The organism is Cellulomonas sp. URHE0023 (assembly GCF_000688475.1).
GTDB lineage: Bacteria > Actinomycetota > Actinomycetes > Actinomycetales > Cellulomonadaceae > Cellulomonas.
In genome coordinates, this window is sequence record NZ_JIAN01000005.1 from 680,823 (window position 1) to 699,741 (window position 18,919).

Consider the following 18,919-nt stretch of genomic DNA (forward strand, 5'->3'; position numbering starts at 1 on the left):
TCAGCGTCGCAGCCGACGGACGAGGTCCGAGACCCCACCCTTCGCCGCGGTCTTGTCGGCGCTCCTCGCCGCGGGACGCGCCGTCGTGGACGGCGTGAGCAGGCCGTCACGCTCGAGACGCGTCAGAAGGTCCGCCGACGCGATGCCGCTCAGCCGCGCGACGGGGATCCCGCGTTCGGTGATCACCACGTCCTCGCCGGTGCGCGCGGCCTCGATCCATTGCTTGAGCTCTGCGCGCAGGGCGCTGACCGAGACGTCCACACGGCGACCGTACCGAACCCCGAGGCCAGCGGGGGGTCCGGGTCTGCGATCAGATCTCAGGCAGTGCTTCCCGGGCAGCCTGCGGGCCGGTCCCGGCCGCCTCGAGCAGGTCGACGACCAGCGAACGCTGAAGCATGACGAGGCTCTGCACCTGCCAGTCCGTCATCGCGAACGGGTCGAGCCCGCGCGCGACCGTGAGCAGCTCGGTGCGGGCCCGTGCCGGGTCGCGTCCGGATGCGAGTGCGGCCGAGAGCTCGTCGGTCGCACGGGCGGTCGCGTCGACCAGGTCGGCCATCCCGGACAGGTCGTGGTTGCCCGCCTCGACCGCCGGGAGCGACCGCCGGACGAGCACGCGGGTGTTGCGCATGGCCCGGTCGACGAGCACCGCGCGCCCCTCCAACGCCGAGAGCTCGTCGCGGAACCGTCGGATGGTCGGCGAGATCCGCGCCAGCTCACCGGCGTTCTTGGCCGTCTCCGACCACTCGTCGATGGCCGGCTGCGACGCCCGCGCACGGACGAGGGCGTCCTCGACGTCGTTCGACGAGGCGTCGCGAAGACCCCGCGCGAACAGCCTCAGCACGCCGGCCAGCTCGTCGCACGCGCTGTGCGCCAGGGCCCGGGAGTGCCTGCGTGGGTCGCGCGGGGTCAGGAGGGCGACCGCCAGCGCGACGACGCCGCCGATCGCCGCGTCGATCCACCGCCCGAGCGGTCCCCCGCTGGCAGCGAGCGCGGGAAGCCCGACGATCACGAGCGCCTGCACGCCGGCCTGCGTGGTGAGCAGGGCGCCGCGGTCGATGAACCGCCCGATCGTCGCGGCGAGGAACACGACGACGGCGACCTGCCACACGCCGTTGCCGATGAGGTGCACGAGCACGTCACCCAGGGCCACGCCGAGCGCCACACCGACGGCGAGCTCGGCGACCTTGCGTACCGACCGGTCGGCCGTGTACCCCAGCGCGACCCACGCGCACACCGGAGCGAAGAAGGGGTAGGGGTGGTGCACGACGTAGCGAGCCAGACCGAACGCGATGCCTGCCGCTATGGCCGCCTGGAGGATCGGGAACCACGCCGCGTGCACGCGGGAGACACCCTGCCGGACCCGGGCCTCCAGGACGACGCGCGGGTTCCGCCTGGTCCCGGCAGCAGCCGCAGCGGCGCTCACAGCATCGGGTGCTGCCCCAGCCCGCGGGCCAACGGTCCACGGGGCGCCGGCCGGTCGGTCGAGACGCCCTCGCCCGGCACGATCGCCTCCTGGTTGGCCGCCACGGCACCGCCGTCGCTGTCCACGACGAGCTCGGCGTCCACGGGCGTCGAGCGCTTCACGACGGCCAGCGCGACCGGACCGAGCTCGTGGTGGCGAGCCACGGTCGTCACGCTTCCCACGGGTCGGCCCGGCTCCTGAGACGTCTCCGTGCGGACCACGTCGTGCACCTGCGCGCCGACCTCGGGCAGCACGTGTCCCGAGCCGTCCAGGTGGAGCATCACGAGTCGCCGTGGGGGTCGCCCGAGGTTGTGCACGCGGGCCACGGTCTCCTGGCCTCGGTAGCAGCCCTTGTTCAGGTGGACGGCCGTGCGCAGCCAGTCGAGCTCGTGCGGGATCGTGCGGTGGTCGACCTCGTGGGAGGCACGCGGGCGCCACGCCTCGACCCGCATCGCCTCGCTCGCCCAGGTGCCGACGAGCGGCCAGCCCGCTGCCTCACGCGCACGAACCTCGTCGGCGAGCCGGTCACGTCGCACCAGGACGAGCCGCCACTGGCGGTCGGCGCCGGGGTGCTCGTCGTCGGCCGGTCCGTAGCGCGTCCCACCCGCGGCCGTGGTCGGCCACGGGTCGCGCCAGGTCACCGGCTCCTCGGGCGTGCCCTCCGCGTCCACGGGCTCGCCGATCGCGGCCCACTCGTCGGTCACGTCCGCGACGTCGACCCTGAGCATGAACTTCATGCGGTTCAACCAGGCCGCGAGCCCGCTCGGGGTCTCGGTCAGCAGCCACGTCGTCTCGCCGTCGTCGACCACACCTGCGGCGTGCTCGATGTGCCCCTGGGGGCTCAGGACGAGCAGCTCGGTGGACGTGCGGGGCGGCAGGTCCGTGAGCTCCTGCGACGTGATCGAGTTGAGCCAGCTGAGCCGGTCGGGCCCGGTCACCGAGACCACACCGAGGTAGGACTGGTCGACCACGGCACCGCCCCGGCTGAGGGCCCGCTGCTCGGCCGTCGGGTCGCCGTAGTGCCACGCGACCCCGTCGTCCGGACCGGAGGCGCGCACGGCACCCGGTCGCGCGAGCAGCGCACTGGCGTGCCGTGGCGGTTCGCCGTGCATCTCGACGACCTGGTCGGGTCCCGAACCCGTGACAGTCATGACAGGTCCCCCGCGTCCGCCTCGACGCGCGACAGCCGCCCCGAGGCGTACGACTGCATCGGGTGCCCGAAGGCCGCGATGTCGTGCGCCCACATGAGCTCGCCGTTGACCAGGCCGTACAGACGCTTCTCCGCGCTGACGTCCGCCCCGCTGGCCGCGCGCGCGATCACGTCGCTGACCAGGTCGATCCGGCCCTTGCCGACTGCGCCGACGAAGAGCCCGACGTGCCCGGACGGGTCCGCGACGAGCACCTCGACGGGGTGCTGCTGGTCGGTCAGGCCCTGGTCGGTGGGGCGCTCCGGCGGGACACGCCAGTAGCCGGACTCGGTCTGCCACACGGGGCCGTCCGACACCTCGGCCTCCGGGTCGACCAGCGCAGCCGGGTCCGACGGCACCTCGACGAGGCGGATGGTCGACGTGTACGAGAGGTACGGGCCGCCGTCGTGATCGAAGACGATGTCCTGGGTGAAGGCGGCCTCGTCGATCCCCGGGTAGTCCACCACTCCCTCGCCGCGCCACGCGCCGACCAGCCAGGCCAGCGGGTACACCTCAGGGGCCATGCCCTCGGGGTCGGGCAGCACGAACGGCATCAGAGCCTCCTGGTCACGGTCCGACGCAGGACCGCGTCAGCTCTGGCCCTTGTAGAGCCGGTACACGACGAGCGTGGCGATCGAGCCGATCGCGAGCGTCGCCAGCACCAGCAGGCCGATGAAGACTCCCTCGAGCGCAGTCATGCACCGATCCTAACGAGCCCGCCCCCCTAACCTGTTCCGGTGAGCACCCCGACGCGCCCCCTCGTGATCAAGACCACGTCCGGCACCGAACGCCCCGAGGCCACCAACCAGGCCTTCACCGTCGCCGCGGCGGCCGTGGCTGCCGGCGCGACGGTCAGCCTCTGGCTCACGGGCGAGTCCGCGTGGCTCGCCCTGCCCGGCCGGGCCGACGACCTCGTGCTCGAGCACGCGACCCCCCTGGCCGAGCTGCTGGACCTCGTGCTCGCCGAGGGCACCGTGACGGTCTGCACGCAGTGCGCGGCCCGTCGCTCGATCGGCCTCGCCGACGTCCTGCCCGGCGTCCGGATCGCCGGCGCGGCGGTGTTCGTCGAGGAGTCGCTGGCACCGGACGCCCAGGCGCTCGTCTACTAGCCCGAGCCCGATCGGCGTCCAGGACGCCGCGACCCGGACGTCAGGCCGCTGCGCGGCCCGCGCGCAGCCGAAGTCCCAGCAGGTACATCTCGCAGCCGAGGCACAGGCCGAAGACCGCGTTGAGGAACGCGGCGACCAGGGCGAGCGCGGCGGCGACCGGGACGGCCGCACTGACCCCGACGAGGCCGAGGACCAGTCCGACGCCGGTGATGACCAGTCCGACGAGCTGCGCGAACGTGGGCGGGCGCGGGTCCTCGAGCTCGGTCGGCGGTGCAAGGCGGGGGCTCACGAAGCGGCGGAAGACCCAGCCCTGCCAGGTGTGGCCGACTCCGCGGAACGCGCCGACGGCGAAGCTGGCGACGACAACCGCGAGCAGCGCGGTGGCGGCGGCCGGCCAGGCACCGAGCAGCAGCACGGCGGCGAGCAGCACGAGGGTGATCGCCGCGCCGAACCGCGGGCCGCGGGGATCGATCCCGTCGGGACGAGAGCCGGACGGACCGGCAACGGGGGCCGACGCAGCGGTCGGTCCGGGGGCGGGCGAAGCGGGGGCGTGCTCGGACATCAGGACTCCAGCGGGACGCAGCGACGGGGGCCGGGGCCGGGGCCGTCTCCGCCTGCCGGCTGCCCTCGCGGGCTCGTCGTCAGGACGCAGCGACCCCGCCGGGACACGCCTCGAGGGCACTGAGCGCGTGCCGCCGGTCCGTCGCTCCGGACAGACGACCGACCACGACGCCACGGGCGTCGAGCAGGAGCGTCGTCGGGGTGCGCATGATCGAGAAGCGTCGCACGAGGTCGAGGTGCGCCACCACATCCATCTCGACGTGCGAGAGGTCGTCGTGCTCGGAGACGAGCTGGTGGAGCACCGCGGCGGTCCGCCTGCACGGCGTGCACACCTCGCTCGAGAACTGGACGAACGTGGCACGGGCGCCCAGCGGGCTCCCGAGCTCCGCGGCGGACAGCCGCGTGTCGTCGGCCTGCGTCGACGGGGCCCCCGCCACCAGCAACGGGTCCACCGCGGTGTACCGGCCGTTGCGAGCGCGCCACCACAGCCCGATGACGGTGGCGAGCAGCAGCACCGCGACCAGGACCAGCACGTCTCGCACGGTCAGCCCACCAGGACCCGGCCGACGACGTAGACCAGCGTTCCCGTGACCGTCACCGGAAGGGTGACGGCCGCGACGGACGGCCAGCGCCGTCGCAGGGACGGCAGCTCGTCGAAGAGAGCGTGCAGCGTGGTGACGAGCACTCCGACCGCCAGGCCGAGGACGAGCCCGGCCGCGATGTCGATGTCCGGCAGGATCGCCCCACCGAGCGCACCGGCGCCGGCAGCCGCCGCGCTCGTCACGAACGCGCCCACCCACGCCGCGAGGTGCAGTGCGACGACGGCGGAGCCGACCGCCAGCGCGAGCGCCCCGACGACGACCAGCGGCTTCCCGCCGGGCGTGTGCCCCGTCGCCACCCATCCGGCCGACGCGACCGCGACGAGCGTCCCCGTCACGGTGCCTGACACGGACTCGACGAGCCGTTCACGACCGTCGCGACGCACGAGCTCGTTGACGAACGAGAGCAGGATCGCGCCCGCGAACGCGAGCGGGAGGAACCTCAGGTACGGCTCCACCGTCGTGAGATGGACGACGGCCACCGCGCCGATCCCACCGACCGCGACCACGACCGTCGACCCCGCACGGAACGGCAGCCCGACCAGGGCGGGCCAGCCGAGTGCGAACGCCAGGGCGAGGAGTGCGGCCGCGACCGTCAGGGGGATCCCGCCGAGGTACCCGGCGACGGCTACGACGGCGGCGAGGACTGCGGTGACGACCGCGCGAGTTGCGAGCTGCACGCCTACCGACCTGCGTCCGGGGTCACCACGGGTGTTCGGGCGACGTCGACACGGTCGGATGGCTGGAGCACGCCGCCGATTGTCGCATCTCGCGCCCGTTTCCCCGGAGTTACCGACGCCGCACTCCCCCGCACACGCGGCCAGCCCGCGACCAACGGACGCAACGTGGCCGGAACACGCGATACCGTGTGCCCCACTCGCACGCAGGGAGGTAGGACGTGGCGGATCTGCTGCTGCTCACTCCAGCGTCCGGAGGTTCCGCCCAGGTCCTCCCGGCTCTCGGACTGCTGTCCCACCGTGTCCGCGTGCTGCCGGTCGAACCCTCGGCGCTCGTGGACGCGCCCGATGCCGACATCGTCGTGCTCGACGCGCGTCGCGACCTGGTCACCGCGCGCACCACGTGCCGGCTGCTGCGGGCCACCGGCCTGACGGTCCCGCTGATCCTCGTCCTGACGGAGGGCGGCCTCACGGTCGTGACCGCCGAGTGGGGCGCTGACGACATCATCCTGGAGACCGCCAACCCGGCCGAGGTGGAGACCCGTTTCCGTCTGGTCATGGAGCGGGCGGCGACCGCCGGGTACGACGACGCACCGCAGGAGATCTCCTCCGGTGAGCTCACGATCGACGCCGGCGGGTACACGGCCCGGCTGCGCGGCCGGCCGCTCGACCTCACCTACAAGGAGTTCGAGCTCCTCAAGTACCTGGTGCAGCACCCGGGACGCGTCTTCACGCGGGCTCAGCTGCTGCAGGAGGTCTGGGGCTACGACTACTACGGAGGCACGCGGACCGTCGACGTCCACGTCCGGCGCCTCCGGGCCAAGCTCGGCCCCGAGCACGAGCAGCTCATCGGCACGGTGCGTAACGTGGGCTACCGGTTCGACCCGCCGAAGGACCGCCGCGGCGCGGTCGACGGACGTACGGAGATTCCCGAGCCCGCCGACGCCTGACGGCGCACCTTCCAGAGGAGCACAGTGGCCAGCCGGTTGTTCTCGTCCCTGTCCCCCGGCTCCGAGACCAACCTCCGGGACACCCTGCGCTCGGAGCGCGTCGGGGGCGCGCTGCTCCTCCTGGGGACCGTCGTCGCCCTGGTCTGGGCCAACGTCTTCCCGGAGAGCTACACCGCGGTCTCCGAGGCCGTCGTCGGCCCCGCGGCGCTGCACCTGGACCTGTCGCTGGCCACGTGGGCGACCGACGGGCTGCTGGCGATCTTCTTCTTCGTCGTCGGCCTGGAGCTCAAGCGGGAGATCGTCGCCGGCGAGCTGCGTCACCTCCAGACCGCGATCGTGCCGGTCGTCGCGGCGGTCGGCGGCATGCTGGTCCCCGCCGGGGTCTACCTCCTCGTCAACCTGACCGCCGACGGCGGCGCACCCAAGGGCTGGGCAGTGCCGACGGCGACCGACATCGCCTTCGCGGTCTCCGTCCTCGCGATCGTCGGCCGCAGCCTGCCGAACGCCCTGCGCGCATTCCTCCTCACGCTCGCGGTGGTCGACGACCTCCTGGCGATCACCATCATCGGGGTGGTCTACACCGAGGACGTGTCGTTCCTGTGGCTGGGCGCCGGCGTGGCGGTCGTGGTGCTGTTCGCGGTCCTCATCCGGGTCGGGTGGGTCAGCGGGTTCCTGCTCGTCCCGCTCGGGCTGGTCGCCTGGGCGTGCGTGCACGCGTCCGGGGTCCACGCCACGATCGCCGGCGTCGCGCTCGGTCTCGTCGTGCCTGGGACCACCGCCTCGACGCAACGCGCACTGAAGCTTCCCGACGAACCCCAGCGGTCCCTGGCCGAGCGCTGGGAGCACGCGTGGCGACCACTGTCCGCCGGCGTGGCGGTGCCGGTCTTCGCCGTGTTCGCCGCCGGCGTCACGCTGACGCTCGGCTCGTTGACGAGCGCGTTCACCGACCCCGTCGCAATCGGGGTCGCGCTCGGTCTCGTGGTCGGAAAACCGGTCGGCATCCTGGGGGCGACCCTCCTGGTCGCACGCTTCACCCACGCGCGGCTCGCCCCCGGCCTGGGCTGGGGCGACGTCGCCGCTGTCGGCGTGCTCGGCGGCATCGGGTTCACGGTGTCGCTCCTGGTCGCGGAGCTCGCGTTCGGCGCGGGCACCGAGCACGAGGAGCACGCCATCGTCGCGATCATCGTGGCGTCCGCGGTCGCGGCTGTGCTCGGCGGAGTCGCGCTCGCCTACCGGGACAGGTACTACTCGCGCACCGCTCCGACGCCGACGAACGGGTAGGTTCGCACCGATGAGCACCGTCGACTCCGCCACGCTCCTCATCGACGGCCCTTGGCAGCACCGCTTCGTGGCCGCGAACGGAGCCCGGTTCCACGTAGCCCTCGCAGGTCCGGAGGACCGGGACGCGCCGCTGGTCGTGCTCCTTCACGCCGTGCCCGAGTTCTGGTGGGCGTGGCGGCACCAGCTGCCCGTCCTTGCCGACGCCGGGTACCGGGTCGCTGCGATGGACGTCCGGGGCACGGGCGGCTCGGACAAGCCGCCCGTGGGCTACGACGTCCCGACGCTCGCCTCCGACGTCGCCGGCGTCATCCAGTCCCTCGGCGCCTCGAACGCCGTCGTCGTCGGGAACGGGACCGGCGGTGAGATCGCGTGGGCCACGGCCGCCCTTCACCCGCGCCACACGCGCGCGGTGGCCGCTCTGGGAGCACCGCACCCCCTCGACACCCACGGCAGCCTGCGTGCCGCGATCCGCCCGGCCGCTGCGAAACAGCTCGCGTTCGTCCAGCTGCCCTCGTTCCCCGAGCGCGCACTCACCCAGGGAGACCTCGTCTCGCGCCTGCTGCACGAGTGGGGCGGGAGCCCCGGGTGGATCAGCGCCGAGGACGAGGCCGTGTACCGCGCGGCCGCGCAGGTGCCCTTCGCGGCGCACAGCCAGATGGAGCAGCTGCGCTGGATCGTGCGGTCCATGCCGCGCCTGGACGGTCGGCGCTACCACGCGGCGCTCCAGGCCATGCGCCCGCTGCCGGTGCTGCAGATCCACGGGGGCCGTGACGGCATCCGGCCCGCTTCTCACGCCGCTCTCTCGAGCCAGACGTCAGCGCTCGTCGGACCGGGGTACCGGTTCGAGCTGCTCTCCCAGGCGGGCCACTTCCTGCCTGAAGAGGCACCGGACCTGGTCACGGAGCTCCTCCTCGGCTGGCTGCGCGAGGTCGCGCCGGTCGGCTAGCGCCTGGGCACGGGCGCCGCCTTTGGCGGGGCTGCGCTGTGCCGCCCGGCGGGTCACCCCTTGAGCATCGCCGTCGCCTTGACCGGGTCGACCTCTCCCATCCCTGCCGACGGGCACGACGACGCGATCGGGCACGCGCCGCACGCGGGCCTCCGGGCGAAGCACGTACGGCGGCCGTGGAAGATCAGCCGGTGCGACGCCATGGTCCAGTCGGCCCGCGGCAGGAGGCGGTCGAGCACCTTCTCCACCACCAGCGGGTCGTCGCTCGTCGTGTAGCCGAGCCGCTGCGACAGCCGCATGACGTGCGTGTCCGTGGTGATCCCCGGGATCCCGAACGCGTTGCCGAGCACCACGTTCGCGGTCTTGCGACCCACACCCGGCAAGGTCACCAGGTCCTCGAGGCGCGCGGGCACGTCGCCACCGAACCGCTCGACGAGCGCTGCGGAGAGCCCCATGACCGACTTCGTCTTCGCCCGGAAGAAGCCGGTGGGCCGCAGGATCTCCTCGACCTCCTCGGGGTTCGCCGCCGCCAGAGCTGCCGCGTCCGGGAAGCGGGCGAACAGGACCGGCGTCGTCAGGTTCACGCGCACGTCGGTCGTCTGCGCCGAGAGCACGGTGGCGACGAGGAGCTCGAAGGGAGACGAGAAGTCCAGCTCGCAGTGCGCATCCGGGTAGCGCACCGCGAGCGCTCGGTCGATGCGCCGGGCGCGGCGGGTCCGCGCGAGCTCCGTCTCAGGTTCGATAGCACGTTCTGTCGAGGCCACCGACGCAGCGTACGACGCGGCACCCACACCGGCCGCCCGCCAGCCAGCGAGCGCCGATTCACCCGTGTGACCTGCAGCGTTGCTCCCTTGGAGTGATCTGTGGACGCGCTCCCGCCGTGGGGCTCAAGGTGCCGGGCGATCAGGCCGAAACCCGACATGAACCCCAAGGAGGACCACCTTAATGATCTCTGCCGGCGAGTACCGGGTGCGCGACCTGCGTCTCGACCGTCGCGTGCTGCGGGCGGAGCACGCCCGGGTCATGTGGTGGCGCCGGCTCGTGCGCGCCAGGCTCGATCTCGCTGTCGCGCAGGTGGCCCGACCCGACCCGCTCGGCGAGGAGATCGCGTTCCAGCTGCCTCCCCAGGTCGGCGTCGACGTTCCCCGTCCGGCCGCGCTCGCGGCGATGCTCGGGCCCGGCGCGGGCGCAGGCTCCCTCCGCATCGACGAGCTCCGGACGCTGGACGCCCAGCTCGCTCGCTACGGCGAAGGCGTCGAGGCGGCACTCGCCGAGGCGACCGAACGGCTGATCTCGCGACTCGCGCAGGAGCCCGGCGCGACACTGTCAGGCTTCGTGGAGCTCCCGAACCCCAGTTGAGCGCCGCGATGGGGCACACTGAGCGTGGATCAGGCCGCCCCCCGCGGCCACCTTCGTCTGCGTGTGGTCACGCACGACACAGCAAAAGAGGTGAGGTGTGACCGTGGAGGACGACATCGTGCTGGCGGCCCCGTTGTTCGCCGGTCTGGAACCGGAGGCGTCGGAGGCACTCGTCGCGACGATGAAGGCGATCGACATCGTCCGTGGGGATATCCTCTTCCACGAGGGCGAGCCCGGTGACCGGCTCTACGTGGTCCGCGAGGGCAAGATCAAGCTGGGTCGACGCTCCAACGACGGACGCGAGAACCTGCTGGCGGTGCTCGGTCCCGGCGAGATGTTCGGCGAGCTGTCGCTGTTCGACCCGGGCCCCCGCACTGCGACGGCGACCGTCGTCGCCGACGCCGTGGTCCTCGAGCTCGGGCACGGCGACCTCATCAGGTGGCTGCACGACAAGCCGACCGTCGCGCAGCACCTCCTGCAGGCGCTCGCCCGCCGGCTCCGCCGCACCAACGAGGCGCTCGCCGACCTGGTGTTCTCGGACGTCCCCGGCCGCGTCGCCAAGGCGCTCCTCGACCTGTCCACGCGCTTCGGTGAGAAGGTCGATGAGGGTATCCGCGTGGCGCACGACCTCACGCAGGAAGAGCTGGCACAGCTGGTCGGCGCCTCACGGGAGACGGTGAACAAGGCCCTGGCCGACTTCGCCGCACGTGGTTGGGTCCGTCGAGAGGGCCGCGCCGTGGTGCTGCTCGACGTGGACCGCCTGGAGCGCCGCGCCCGCTGAGCCACTGGCTCAGGCGGGCTCCAGCTCCACGACGATCTCGATCTCGACGGGCGAGTCCAGCGGGAGGACGGCCACACCCACGGCAGAGCGTGCATGGACGCCGGCCTCGCCGAGCACGTCGTGGAGCAGCCGGCTCGCCCCGTTGACCACGGCGGGCTGCCCGGTGAAGGACGGGTCGCTGGCGACGAAGCCGACCACCTTGACCACGCGGACGATCCGGTCGAGGGCGTCGACGCCGCCGCCCAGCACATCCGCGACCGCGGCGAGCGCGTTCAGCGCCGCCGTCTGCGCGTACCCGAACGCCTCGTCCGGACTGACCCCGGCGCCGACCTTCCCGGTCGCGGGCAGGGCGCCGGCGACGAACGGCAGCTGCCCCGCGGTGTACACGTAGTCACCGGAGCGGACGGCCGGCACGTACACGGCGACCGGCGCGGCGACCACCGGCAGCTCGAGGCCGAGCGCGGCGAGCTTCTCGGCGGCGCCCATCAGGACTGCACGGGCCGCTTCAGGTAGGCCACCAGGCCAGCGTCGGGTCCCTGGATCACCTGGACGAGCTCCCAGCCGTCAGCGCCCCACTGGTCGAGGATCGCCTTGGTGGCATGAATGATGAGCGGAATGGTTGCGTACTCCCACGTCGTGGCCATGCGCTCAACCCTAGTCGCGCGCAGACGCCACCAGACCAGGCTCAGCTCAGCAGGACGGGTTCGTTACCGACCAGCTCGACACGCCACGACCGCACCTCCGGCCGACGCCGCAGGAGCGCCCGGCGCTCGCGCTCCGTCATCCCGCCCCAGACGCCGAAGTCCATGCGGTTGTCCAGCGCGTCCGCGAGGCACGCCAGCCTGACCGGGCACCCGGTGCACACCGATCGCGCCTCACGTTGGGCGGCACCCTCGACGAAGAGCGCATCGGGAGCCAGCTTGCCCTTCGCGCACTCGGCGTGCGCGGTCCAGTGCCCGTCCTGCACAAGCGTGGTCACTCGACCTCCCCTGGCTGCGGGGCCACCTCGCGGCAACCGTGCCCCTGTCCTTGCCGGGAAACTAGCGGTTCGTGGACCGTTCTGGCGAGCCGCCACAAGGGTGTTTCGGCTGGTGGACGCCCGAACGCGCGTAGGAATGCGGCTCGCGCACCCGACGTGTCACCCGATCGTGTGACGCACAAACGGTGACATTTGACCCGGCGGCCCGGTCCCCCGCTGCTCGACAGGGCCCTGTCTGTCTACGGACGCCTGGTTTGTGTGTGGGTCCGGTGGAGGTCGCGTCGACTCCCGCGCATCAGGACGGGTCCGACAGGGCCGCCTACTACCCTGACGGCATGCCGAACCCTGCGCGCTCGCGCGGCCGTCAGGTCAACGCCCTGCAGGCGTTGGCCCTGTTGCTGTCCTTCGTACTCGTCGCAGGCGTCGGCGGCATCCTCGCCGCTGGGCTCGCGCTGCCCGGCGTCGCGCTCGCCAACGGTGCGACGGACGTGACGGCGCAAGCCTTCGACGGTCTGCCCACCGAGCTCGACCAGCCGGGCCTTCCCGAGAAGTCGACCATCCTGGCGGCCGACGGCACCCTGCTCGCCACGTTCTACGACCAGAACCGTGTCGTGGTTCCCCTCGCCGATATCTCGCCGATGCTCCAGCACGCCGTGATCGCGACCGAGGACAAGCGCTTCTACGAGCACGCAGGCGTCGACCCGGCCGGCATGCTGCGCGCATTCGTCCGGAACCAGACCTCGACCTCCGGTCAGCAGGGCGCGTCGACGCTGACGCAGCAGTACGTCAAGAACGTGCTGATCGAGGCCGCCCTGGCCAAGCCGGAGGGCCCCGAGCGGCAGGCGGCGCTCGAGGAGGCCAAGGGCGCCGAGGGGAGCGAAGGCATCGCACGCAAGCTGCGTGAGGCGAAGCTCGCCATCACCCTCGAGAAGAAGATGACCAAGGACGAGATCCTTGAGAAGTACCTGAACATCGCGCAGTTCGGGATCAAGGTCTACGGCGTCGAGTCGGCCGCCCAGTACTACTTCAGCAAGCCCGCGAAGGACCTCACCTACCTCGAGGCCGCGACCATCGCCGGTGTGACGCAGAGCCCGACCAAGTGGGACCCGGTGAAGAACCCGGAAGCGGCACAGACGCGTCGCAACACCGTCCTGCGTCTCATGCACGACCAGAAGTACATCAGCGACGCCGACTACACCACCGGGCTCGCGACGCCGCTCGCGGACACGATGCACCCGAAGGAGCTCGTGCAGGGCTGCGCCGTGGCCAGCACAGTGATCGCGGGATCGGGCTACTTCTGCGACTACGTCACCAAGGTGATCGTCAACGACCCCACCTTCGGTGCGACGAAGGAAGACCGGGCGCGCCTGCTCTACCGCGGCGGCCTGACGATCACGACGACGCTCGACCCCCGTCTCCAGACGTCTGCCGACAACGAGGTCAAGGCCGGTATCCCGGTCCAGGACCCGTCCGGGGTCGCCAGCTCCATCGTGACCGTGCAGCCGGGCACCGGGCAGATCGTCGCCATGGCCCAGAACCGGGACTACTCCGCCGTAGGAGACCCCGCACTGCGGACGGAGTCGGTCAACTTCAACACCGACTTCGCCTACGGGGCGTCGGGAGGCTTCGCGCCGGGCTCGACCTTCAAGCCGTTCACGCTGCTCGAGTGGCTCAAGCAGGGGCACAGCCTCTACGAGACCGTCAACGGGTCGGTGCGTCCCCTCAACGAGAACATGTTCACCACGTGCGGCGCCAAGGGCCCGAACGTCCCCTGGAAGCCCGGTAACGCCGAAGGCGGCGCAGGCGTGATGAAGGTGCTCGACGCGACCAAGAACTCGGTCAACCTCGCGTACCTCACGATGGGCATGCAGCTCGACGTCTGCAACATCATGCAGGGCGCCACGGACCTCGGCATGCACCTGGCCAAGCCGCGGGCGGACGGGACCATCACCCCGCAGGCGAACCCGTCGAACATCATCGGCACCGACTCGGTCGCTCCGCTGTCCATGGCTGCCGCATTCGCCGCGTTCGCGTCCGGCGGCGTGTACTGCACCCCGATCGCGATCCTGAGCGTGGTGAACGCGGACGGCCAGCCGCTCCCGGTTCCCAGCGCCGGCTGCCAGCAGCGGATCGAGCCGAGGTACGCGAACACCATCAACTTCGCGCTCAGCAACGTGTGGACCGGTACCGCCAAGACGGTCGGCGCGCCGTCGTTCCCCTCCGCCGGCAAGACGGGCACGACGAGCCACAACGAGGAGACCTGGTTCGTCGGGTACACGCCCCTGCTCGCGACGGCCGTGTGGGTCGGCTTCTCCGAGGCCATGACGCCGGTCCAGAACATGGTGATCAACGGCAAGTACGTCAAGAACGCGTACGGCTCGTCGATCGCCGCCCCCACGTGGAAGCGGTTCATGACCACCGCACTTGACGGCGCCGCGAACCCGGGCTTCGCGGAGCCCGACCAGAAGCTCGTCTTCGGGGAGAAGATCCCTGTGCCGTCGGTGGTCGGCCGGTCCGAGGCCGACGCGAAGAAGATCCTCGAGGACGCGGGCTTCAACACCACCACCGCACCCGACCAGGTGCCCTCGACGGTCCCCGGCGGCTCCGTCGCCGAGCAGAACCCGTCCGGCACGGCCACACGCGGCTCGGTCATCACCCTCACGCTGTCGAACGGGCAGCAGCCCCCGCCGCCGGACCCGAACGCGCCGCCGAACCCGGGGAACGGCAACGGGAACGGGAACGGGAACGGAAATGGCGGCGGCTTCGGCGGCGGACGCGGGGGCAACGGCTGATGCGGTCCGACGCCGGTCGGACAGCCGCACGTGCGGCCGGCGGTCTGGCAGCTGCAGGTGCAGCCGCGCTCGCCTACGCGGCGCTCGTCGAGGTGCGCTGGTACGCGCTGCGCGAGGTCACGGTGCCCGTGCTTCCGGCCGGGCAGGCTCCGCTGCGCATCCTGCACCTGTCGGACCTGCACCTGGTTCCCGGTCAACGGCGCAAGGTGGACTGGGTTCGTGACCTGGCCACGCTGCAGCCGCACCTCGTGGTCGACACCGGGGACAACTGGGCGCACCTGGACGCGATGCCGGACCTCCTGCACGCCCTGGAGCCGCACCTGGCCGTGCCGGGTGCGTTCGTGTTCGGTTCCAACGACTACGTCGCACCCTCGCCCAAGAACCCCGCGAGGTACCTCCTCCCCGACGCGCGCTCGAAGCCCAAGAACACCTCGTCGCTGCCCTGGCGCGAGCTCGCGTCGCGCTTCCGGTCTGCGGGCTGGGTCGACCTGACCAACCGGCGTGACGTGATCAAGGCCGACGGTCGCGTCCTGTCGCTCGTCGGGACCGACGACGCGCACCTGGACCGCGACCGGTACCCCGAAGCGGGAGACGCCGACGACGCGCGCACCGGCTCGACGCCCGTCGACCTGCACCTCGGCGTCACGCACGCGCCCTACCGTCGCGTGCTCGACGCGATGCACGCCGACGACGTCGACCTCGCGATCGCCGGGCACACGCACGGCGGCCAGCTGGCGCTTCCGCTGTGGGGCGCGCTGGTCACCAACTGCGATCTCGACACCGGACGGGCCAAGGGCCTGCACGGGTGGCCCGGCCCACGTCCGGACCGACCGGGCGGCGCGGGCTCCACGTGGATGCACGTCTCCGCCGGTCTGGGCACCTCGCCCTACGCGCCCGTGCGGTTCGCCTGCCGGCCCGAGGCGACGCTCCTCACCCTCGTCGCCGCCTGAGTCCCAACAGGTCGGGTGGCCCGCTCGCGCACCGTTCCACGCGCCGCGACCGACCCTCAGCGTGCGTCTCGCGTGCCGCGCCATGACGCCCGCCCAGGCGTTCGCTGCCGCCGCGGCTCTCGGTTTCGTCGTACCGGCACTCGTCGGCTATCCTTGCCAGGCTCCACGGGGTGTGGCGCAGCTTGGTAGCGCGCTTCGTTCGGGACGAAGAGGTCGTGGGTTCGAATCCCGCCACCCCGACACTGTGGAAAAAGGCCCCTGGCAGCGGAGACGCTGACAGGGGCCTTCTGCATGCGGGGCCGAACGCCTCGCACGCCTTCCGGGATCACCCCGGATCACACCGTGGGCCGGCCGGGTCCGCTCCAGGCGACACCCGGCCGGGCAGGATCAGCTCTGCGGCCCCAGGTAGGACGCATCTCCGTCGACGGTGCGGATGCGGATGCTGACGGGCGCGTTCGGGTCGGTCGGTGCGTCGATGGTCTGCCGACCGTCGTTCGTGCTGATCGTCAGTGCGACGGGCTGCCCGTTGCCGTAGACCGTCACGTCACCATCGGCCGCGCGGGCGTCGACGTCTCCCTGGACCGACGCGATCGTCGTGCGGCCGTCGCGGGTGTCCGTCGTGACGTCGCCCGTGGCGTCCGAGACCTCGATCCAGCCGTCCGAGGTGCGGGCGGTGACGTCACCGCGGACGTCGGTGATCGTGGCCCTGCCGTCGGCCGACCGCAGCGAGACGTCGCCGTCCACGTCAGAGATCGTCGTCGAGCCGTCGCTGGTGTGGACGGTGACCGGGCCGGTCAGGGACTTCGCCTCGACCGAGCCGTCCGACGCGCGGACGATCACCGCGGTGCCGTCGGGCACGGTGACGTTCAGGCCTGCCGCGCAGAACCCGGGACGCCACCAGTCGCACTCGTGCTTCACCACGAGACGGTCGCCGATCACGGAGGCCGTGTACCTGGCGTGCTTCGACGCGCTGCGCGACGTGCGCTCCACATCGATCCCGGCGCCACCTGTGGTCACCGTGATGTCGCCGTCGGCCACGAGCTCGACCACGGGGGCCGCGTCGTACGAGGCCGTGGCGATCACCGTCGCCGAGTCTGCGTACGTGAAGGCCAGGAGATCGACGAGGCTGTGCGCGCCCGCCGCGATCGAGAGCGCTCCGATGATCCCGCCGGCCCATAGCAGGGCGCGAGCACCGCCCGAGCGCTGCGGAGGAGCGGGCGGACGGTCGAGGGTCGTGGTCATGGTTGGTCTCCCGGTTCGTGCTCGAGCCAGCGCAGGACGGCCAGGACGCGACGGTGGTCGTCGGAGTCCTGGGCCAGGCCCAGCTTGGTGAGGATGGAGGTGACGTGCTTCTCGACGGCGGGCAGCCCGACCACGAGCCGCTCGGCGATGGCCCCGTTGGACCGGCCCTCCGCCATGAGGCCCAGCACGTCGCGCTCGCGGGGCGTGAGGGTCTCGAGGCCCGACCTGCGGGTGCGGGCCAGGATCTGGGCGACGACGTCCGGGTCGATGACGGTGCCGCCGGACGCGACGCGGCCGAGCGCGTCGAGGAACTCGTCGACATCGGCAACGCGGTCCTTCAGCACGTACCCGAGGCCGCGCACGTCCCCGGCGAAGAGCTCCTGGGCGTAGCGCTGCTCGACGTACTGCGAGAGCACCAGGATCGGCAGGCGCTTGTGCAGGCTACGCAGGTGGACCGCTGCACGCAGACCTTCGTCGGTGTGCGTCGGTGGCATGCGCACGTCCGTCACCAGGACGTCGGGCACCGGGTCGGCCGGACCGAGCGCAGCCACGAGCTGGTCGGCGGTGGTGTAGCCGGTGACCTCGTGGCCTTCCGCGACGAGCAACCGGGTCAGGCCGTCGAGCAGGAGGACGGAGTCCTCGGCGATCACGATGCGCACGGCACCTCCACGGTGAGTCGGGTGCCGGCGCCGGCCGGGCTGTCCAGGTCGAAGGTGCCGTCGAGCGCGGCGACGCGGCTGCGCAGCCCGTCCAGTCCGCTCCCCGGCGTGGGGGTGGCCCCGCCGCGTCCGTCGTCGGCGATGAGCAGACGCAGGTTCTGGGACGGCGTGATGGTCGCGCTGACCGAGACGGAGGTCGCGTGCGCGTACTTGGCGACGTTGGTCAGGGCCTCGGCGACCACGAAGTAGGCGGCCGCCTGCGCCGACGTGCTGGCGCGGTTCAGAGGACCCGGCACGTCGACCGTGACCGGGACCGGGCTGCGGGCGGCCAGCGCGGACAGTGCGGCGTCGAGACCGCGGTCGGTCAGGACCGCTGGGTGGATCCCCCGCACCAGGTCGCGCAGCTCGGCGAGAGTCTCCTTGACCTCGCGGTGCGCGTACTCCAGCGCCGCTGCGGCGTCGGGATCGCTGGACGCCCGGCGCTTGGCCGCCCCGAGCTCCACGCCGAGAGCCACGAGGCGCTGCTGCGCGCCGTCGTGCAGGTCGCGCTCGATGCGCCGGCGCTCCTCGTCGGCGGCGCCGACCGCGGCAGTGCGCGTCTGCGTCAGATGCACCGCCCGGCCCTCGGCCTCGTCGGCCCGGGCCCGCGCCTGGCGGGCTGCCTCGACGGCCTCCGCCTGCGGCGACGAGCCCAGCATCGACCGCGCCGAGCGGACCAGCGCCAGGGACGACGCCTGCACCCCGAGCGCGCCCAGCCAGGCAGCCACGATGGCGCCGGCGAGCAGGAGCGGCACGGGGACCGGCATGTTCACCGACCTGCCGTAGGCGATCCCGAAGGCCAGCAGGGCGAGCGCGCCCGAGAGGCCGACCGAGACGATCACGCTCGCGGTCGCCAGGATGATGCTGCCGACCAGCGAGTACGCCACGTGCGCCCACGAGCGGCTGTCGCCCAGAACCGCCATCCAGGCGGCCCACCAGCCTGGCTTCCGCGGCCGCTTGTACGTGGGGGCGTCGATGCTGACCCGCAGCTGCGCGTGCAGGCGGGCTCGCTCGAGGCGGGCGAACGGTCGGGCGGCCAGGAGCATCAGGACGAGGATCGGGATGCCGACGACGACGATCACGAGGGTGACGCCGAGAGACAGGAGGACGACGGCGACGGTCGCGGCGATCCCGACGACGAACGCGCCGACGACCGTCTGCGACACCCCGGCCCACGTGGCCCCTGCCACCGGAGCAGCGAGCAAGGGCTTCCATCCGGTGAAGGCCGGCGCCACGAGGCGCAGGTCGTCGGCGACCGGGACGCAGCTGCCCGCGCGGGCGTCCGTGGACTGATCTGAGGTCATGGCACAGACGCTAGGGCCCCGGCTCCGCTTCCAGACAGCCAG

22 protein-coding genes and 1 tRNA gene are annotated in these 18,919 nt (G+C 72.2%); 9 read left to right on the top strand and 14 right to left on the bottom strand.

Features of this window, described 5'->3' with window-relative positions; translation table 11 throughout:
• The 4 genes from N553_RS0103350 to N553_RS0103365 are packed head-to-tail and all read right to left on the bottom strand — an operon-like array spanning position 1 to position 3,203.
• On the bottom strand, positions 1–261 hold the full coding sequence (locus tag N553_RS0103350; protein ID WP_028045356.1) for a type II toxin-antitoxin system Phd/YefM family antitoxin: 261 nt from the start codon (positions 259–261) through the stop codon (positions 1–3).
• Positions 262–310: 49 nt separating this feature from the next.
• Complete coding sequence (locus N553_RS0103355; protein ID WP_028045357.1) at positions 311–1,423, bottom strand: aromatic acid exporter family protein; 1,113 nt, start codon at positions 1,421–1,423, stop codon at positions 311–313.
• Positions 1,420–2,613 carry a folate-binding protein YgfZ gene (locus tag N553_RS20885; RefSeq protein WP_081844333.1) on the bottom strand — a complete coding sequence of 398 codons (1,194 nt, stop codon included), beginning with the start codon at positions 2,611–2,613 and terminating at the stop codon, positions 1,420–1,422. Before N553_RS20885 ends, N553_RS0103355 begins: the two co-directional genes overlap by 4 nt.
• Positions 2,610–3,203 (bottom strand): FABP family protein, encoded by a 594-nt coding sequence (locus tag N553_RS0103365; RefSeq protein ID WP_028045358.1) that lies wholly within the window; start codon positions 3,201–3,203, stop codon positions 2,610–2,612. The genes N553_RS20885 and N553_RS0103365 overlap by 4 nt, the downstream gene beginning before the upstream one ends.
• Positions 3,204–3,386: 183 nt before the next feature.
• Between N553_RS0103365 and N553_RS0103375 the strand changes: the two genes are divergently transcribed.
• Positions 3,387–3,758, top strand: coding sequence for a DsrE family protein (locus tag N553_RS0103375; protein ID WP_028045359.1), 372 nt, complete (start codon positions 3,387–3,389; stop codon positions 3,756–3,758).
• A 40-nt stretch (positions 3,759–3,798) separates the two neighbouring features.
• Here N553_RS0103375 and N553_RS20890 read toward each other — a convergent pair whose 3' ends face one another.
• The 3 genes from N553_RS20890 to N553_RS0103390 form a co-directional block, all read right to left on the bottom strand.
• A complete protein-coding gene (locus tag N553_RS20890) occupies positions 3,799–4,320 on the bottom strand; it encodes a DUF4395 domain-containing protein (protein WP_051639792.1) in 522 nt (173 codons plus the stop codon).
• Between the two features lie 79 nt (positions 4,321–4,399).
• Entirely contained in the window at positions 4,400–4,852 is a 453-nt protein-coding gene (locus N553_RS0103385) for a thioredoxin family protein (RefSeq protein WP_231505152.1), read from the bottom strand.
• An 11-nt stretch (positions 4,853–4,863) separates the two neighbouring features.
• The gene (locus N553_RS0103390) at positions 4,864–5,598 is read right to left on the bottom strand and encodes a hypothetical protein (protein ID WP_028045361.1); all 735 of its coding nucleotides are present in this window, start codon (positions 5,596–5,598) and stop codon (positions 4,864–4,866) included.
• A 218-nt stretch (positions 5,599–5,816) separates the two neighbouring features.
• Here N553_RS0103390 and N553_RS0103395 point away from each other — a divergent pair, with 218 nt between their 5' ends.
• Genes N553_RS0103395 through N553_RS0103405 form a run of 3 tightly spaced genes read left to right on the top strand, consistent with a single transcriptional unit; the run spans position 5,817 to position 8,772 of the window.
• On the top strand, positions 5,817–6,545 hold the full coding sequence (locus N553_RS0103395; protein ID WP_028045362.1) for a response regulator transcription factor: 729 nt from the start codon (positions 5,817–5,819) through the stop codon (positions 6,543–6,545).
• 24 nt (positions 6,546–6,569) lie between these two features.
• Entirely contained in the window at positions 6,570–7,826 is a 1,257-nt protein-coding gene (nhaA, locus tag N553_RS0103400; RefSeq protein WP_028045363.1) for a Na+/H+ antiporter NhaA, read from the top strand.
• A gap of 10 nt (positions 7,827–7,836) precedes the next feature.
• Entirely contained in the window at positions 7,837–8,772 is a 936-nt protein-coding gene (locus tag N553_RS0103405) for an alpha/beta fold hydrolase (RefSeq protein ID WP_028045364.1), read from the top strand.
• 53 nt (positions 8,773–8,825) lie between these two features.
• Here N553_RS0103405 and nth read toward each other — a convergent pair whose 3' ends face one another.
• Positions 8,826–9,536, bottom strand: coding sequence for an endonuclease III (gene nth / locus N553_RS0103410; RefSeq protein WP_028045365.1), 711 nt, complete (start codon positions 9,534–9,536; stop codon positions 8,826–8,828).
• 181 nt (positions 9,537–9,717) lie between these two features.
• Between nth and N553_RS0103415 the strand changes: the two genes are divergently transcribed.
• On the top strand, positions 9,718–10,131 hold the full coding sequence (locus N553_RS0103415; RefSeq protein WP_028045366.1) for a hypothetical protein: 414 nt from the start codon (positions 9,718–9,720) through the stop codon (positions 10,129–10,131).
• 103 nt (positions 10,132–10,234) lie between these two features.
• The gene (locus N553_RS0103420; RefSeq protein WP_028045367.1) at positions 10,235–10,912 is read left to right on the top strand and encodes a Crp/Fnr family transcriptional regulator; all 678 of its coding nucleotides are present in this window, start codon (positions 10,235–10,237) and stop codon (positions 10,910–10,912) included.
• 9 nt (positions 10,913–10,921) lie between these two features.
• Here the strand turns inward: N553_RS0103420 and N553_RS0103425 are convergent, their stop codons facing one another.
• From N553_RS0103425 to N553_RS0103435, 3 genes are read right to left on the bottom strand one after another with little or no spacing between them, the layout of a single operon-like run.
• Positions 10,922–11,398, bottom strand: coding sequence for a RidA family protein (locus tag N553_RS0103425; protein WP_028045368.1), 477 nt, complete (start codon positions 11,396–11,398; stop codon positions 10,922–10,924).
• Positions 11,398–11,556 (bottom strand): DUF4177 domain-containing protein, encoded by a 159-nt coding sequence (locus tag N553_RS24940; RefSeq protein ID WP_156043678.1) that lies wholly within the window; start codon positions 11,554–11,556, stop codon positions 11,398–11,400. The genes N553_RS0103425 and N553_RS24940 overlap by 1 nt, the downstream gene beginning before the upstream one ends.
• Positions 11,557–11,597: 41 nt before the next feature.
• A complete protein-coding gene (locus N553_RS0103435; RefSeq protein WP_028045369.1) occupies positions 11,598–11,891 on the bottom strand; it encodes a WhiB family transcriptional regulator in 294 nt (97 codons plus the stop codon).
• A gap of 335 nt (positions 11,892–12,226) precedes the next feature.
• Between N553_RS0103435 and N553_RS0103440 the strand changes: the two genes are divergently transcribed.
• From N553_RS0103440 to N553_RS0103450, 3 genes are all read left to right on the top strand, one after another.
• The gene (locus tag N553_RS0103440; RefSeq protein WP_028045370.1) at positions 12,227–14,683 is read left to right on the top strand and encodes a transglycosylase domain-containing protein; all 2,457 of its coding nucleotides are present in this window, start codon (positions 12,227–12,229) and stop codon (positions 14,681–14,683) included.
• Positions 14,683–15,633, top strand: coding sequence for a metallophosphoesterase (locus tag N553_RS0103445; protein WP_028045371.1), 951 nt, complete (start codon positions 14,683–14,685; stop codon positions 15,631–15,633). Before N553_RS0103440 ends, N553_RS0103445 begins: the two co-directional genes overlap by 1 nt.
• A 166-nt stretch (positions 15,634–15,799) precedes the next feature.
• Positions 15,800–15,873 (top strand) — tRNA-Pro (locus N553_RS0103450).
• Between the two features lie 147 nt (positions 15,874–16,020).
• Here N553_RS0103450 and N553_RS0103455 read toward each other — a convergent pair.
• Genes N553_RS0103455 through N553_RS0103465 form a run of 3 tightly spaced genes read right to left on the bottom strand, consistent with a single transcriptional unit; the run spans position 16,021 to position 18,877 of the window.
• On the bottom strand, positions 16,021–16,875 hold the full coding sequence (locus N553_RS0103455; RefSeq protein WP_028045372.1) for a DUF4097 family beta strand repeat-containing protein: 855 nt from the start codon (positions 16,873–16,875) through the stop codon (positions 16,021–16,023).
• Positions 16,872–17,534, bottom strand: a complete 663-nt coding sequence (locus N553_RS0103460) for a response regulator transcription factor (RefSeq protein ID WP_028045373.1) — start codon at positions 17,532–17,534, stop codon at positions 16,872–16,874. The genes N553_RS0103455 and N553_RS0103460 overlap by 4 nt, the downstream gene beginning before the upstream one ends.
• Positions 17,522–18,877: a sensor histidine kinase gene (locus N553_RS0103465; protein WP_028045374.1), complete on the bottom strand. Its 1,356-nt coding sequence runs from the start codon at positions 18,875–18,877 to the stop codon at positions 17,522–17,524. The genes N553_RS0103460 and N553_RS0103465 overlap by 13 nt, the downstream gene beginning before the upstream one ends.
• Between the last annotated feature and the right edge of the window lie 42 nt (positions 18,878–18,919).

Coding starts and splice junctions, on each gene's coding strand:
- N553_RS20885 (WP_081844333.1), bottom strand. CDS start 2,613: ATGACTGTCACGGGTTCGGGACCCGACCAGGTCGTCGAGATGCACGGC.
- N553_RS0103365 (WP_028045358.1), bottom strand. CDS start 3,203: ATGCCGTTCGTGCTGCCCGACCCCGAGGGCATGGCCCCTGAGGTGTAC.
- N553_RS20890 (WP_051639792.1), bottom strand. CDS start 4,320: ATGTCCGAGCACGCCCCCGCTTCGCCCGCCCCCGGACCGACCGCTGCG.
- N553_RS0103405 (WP_028045364.1), top strand. CDS start 7,837: ATGAGCACCGTCGACTCCGCCACGCTCCTCATCGACGGCCCTTGGCAG.
- N553_RS0103415 (WP_028045366.1), top strand. CDS start 9,718: ATGATCTCTGCCGGCGAGTACCGGGTGCGCGACCTGCGTCTCGACCGT.
- N553_RS0103425 (WP_028045368.1), bottom strand. CDS start 11,398: ATGGGCGCCGCCGAGAAGCTCGCCGCGCTCGGCCTCGAGCTGCCGGTG.
- N553_RS24940 (WP_156043678.1), bottom strand. CDS start 11,556: ATGGCCACGACGTGGGAGTACGCAACCATTCCGCTCATCATTCATGCC.
- N553_RS0103440 (WP_028045370.1), top strand. CDS start 12,227: ATGCCGAACCCTGCGCGCTCGCGCGGCCGTCAGGTCAACGCCCTGCAG.
- N553_RS0103445 (WP_028045371.1), top strand. CDS start 14,683: ATGCGGTCCGACGCCGGTCGGACAGCCGCACGTGCGGCCGGCGGTCTG.
- N553_RS0103455 (WP_028045372.1), bottom strand. CDS start 16,875: ATGACCACGACCCTCGACCGTCCGCCCGCTCCTCCGCAGCGCTCGGGC.
- N553_RS0103465 (WP_028045374.1), bottom strand. CDS start 18,877: ATGACCTCAGATCAGTCCACGGACGCCCGCGCGGGCAGCTGCGTCCCG.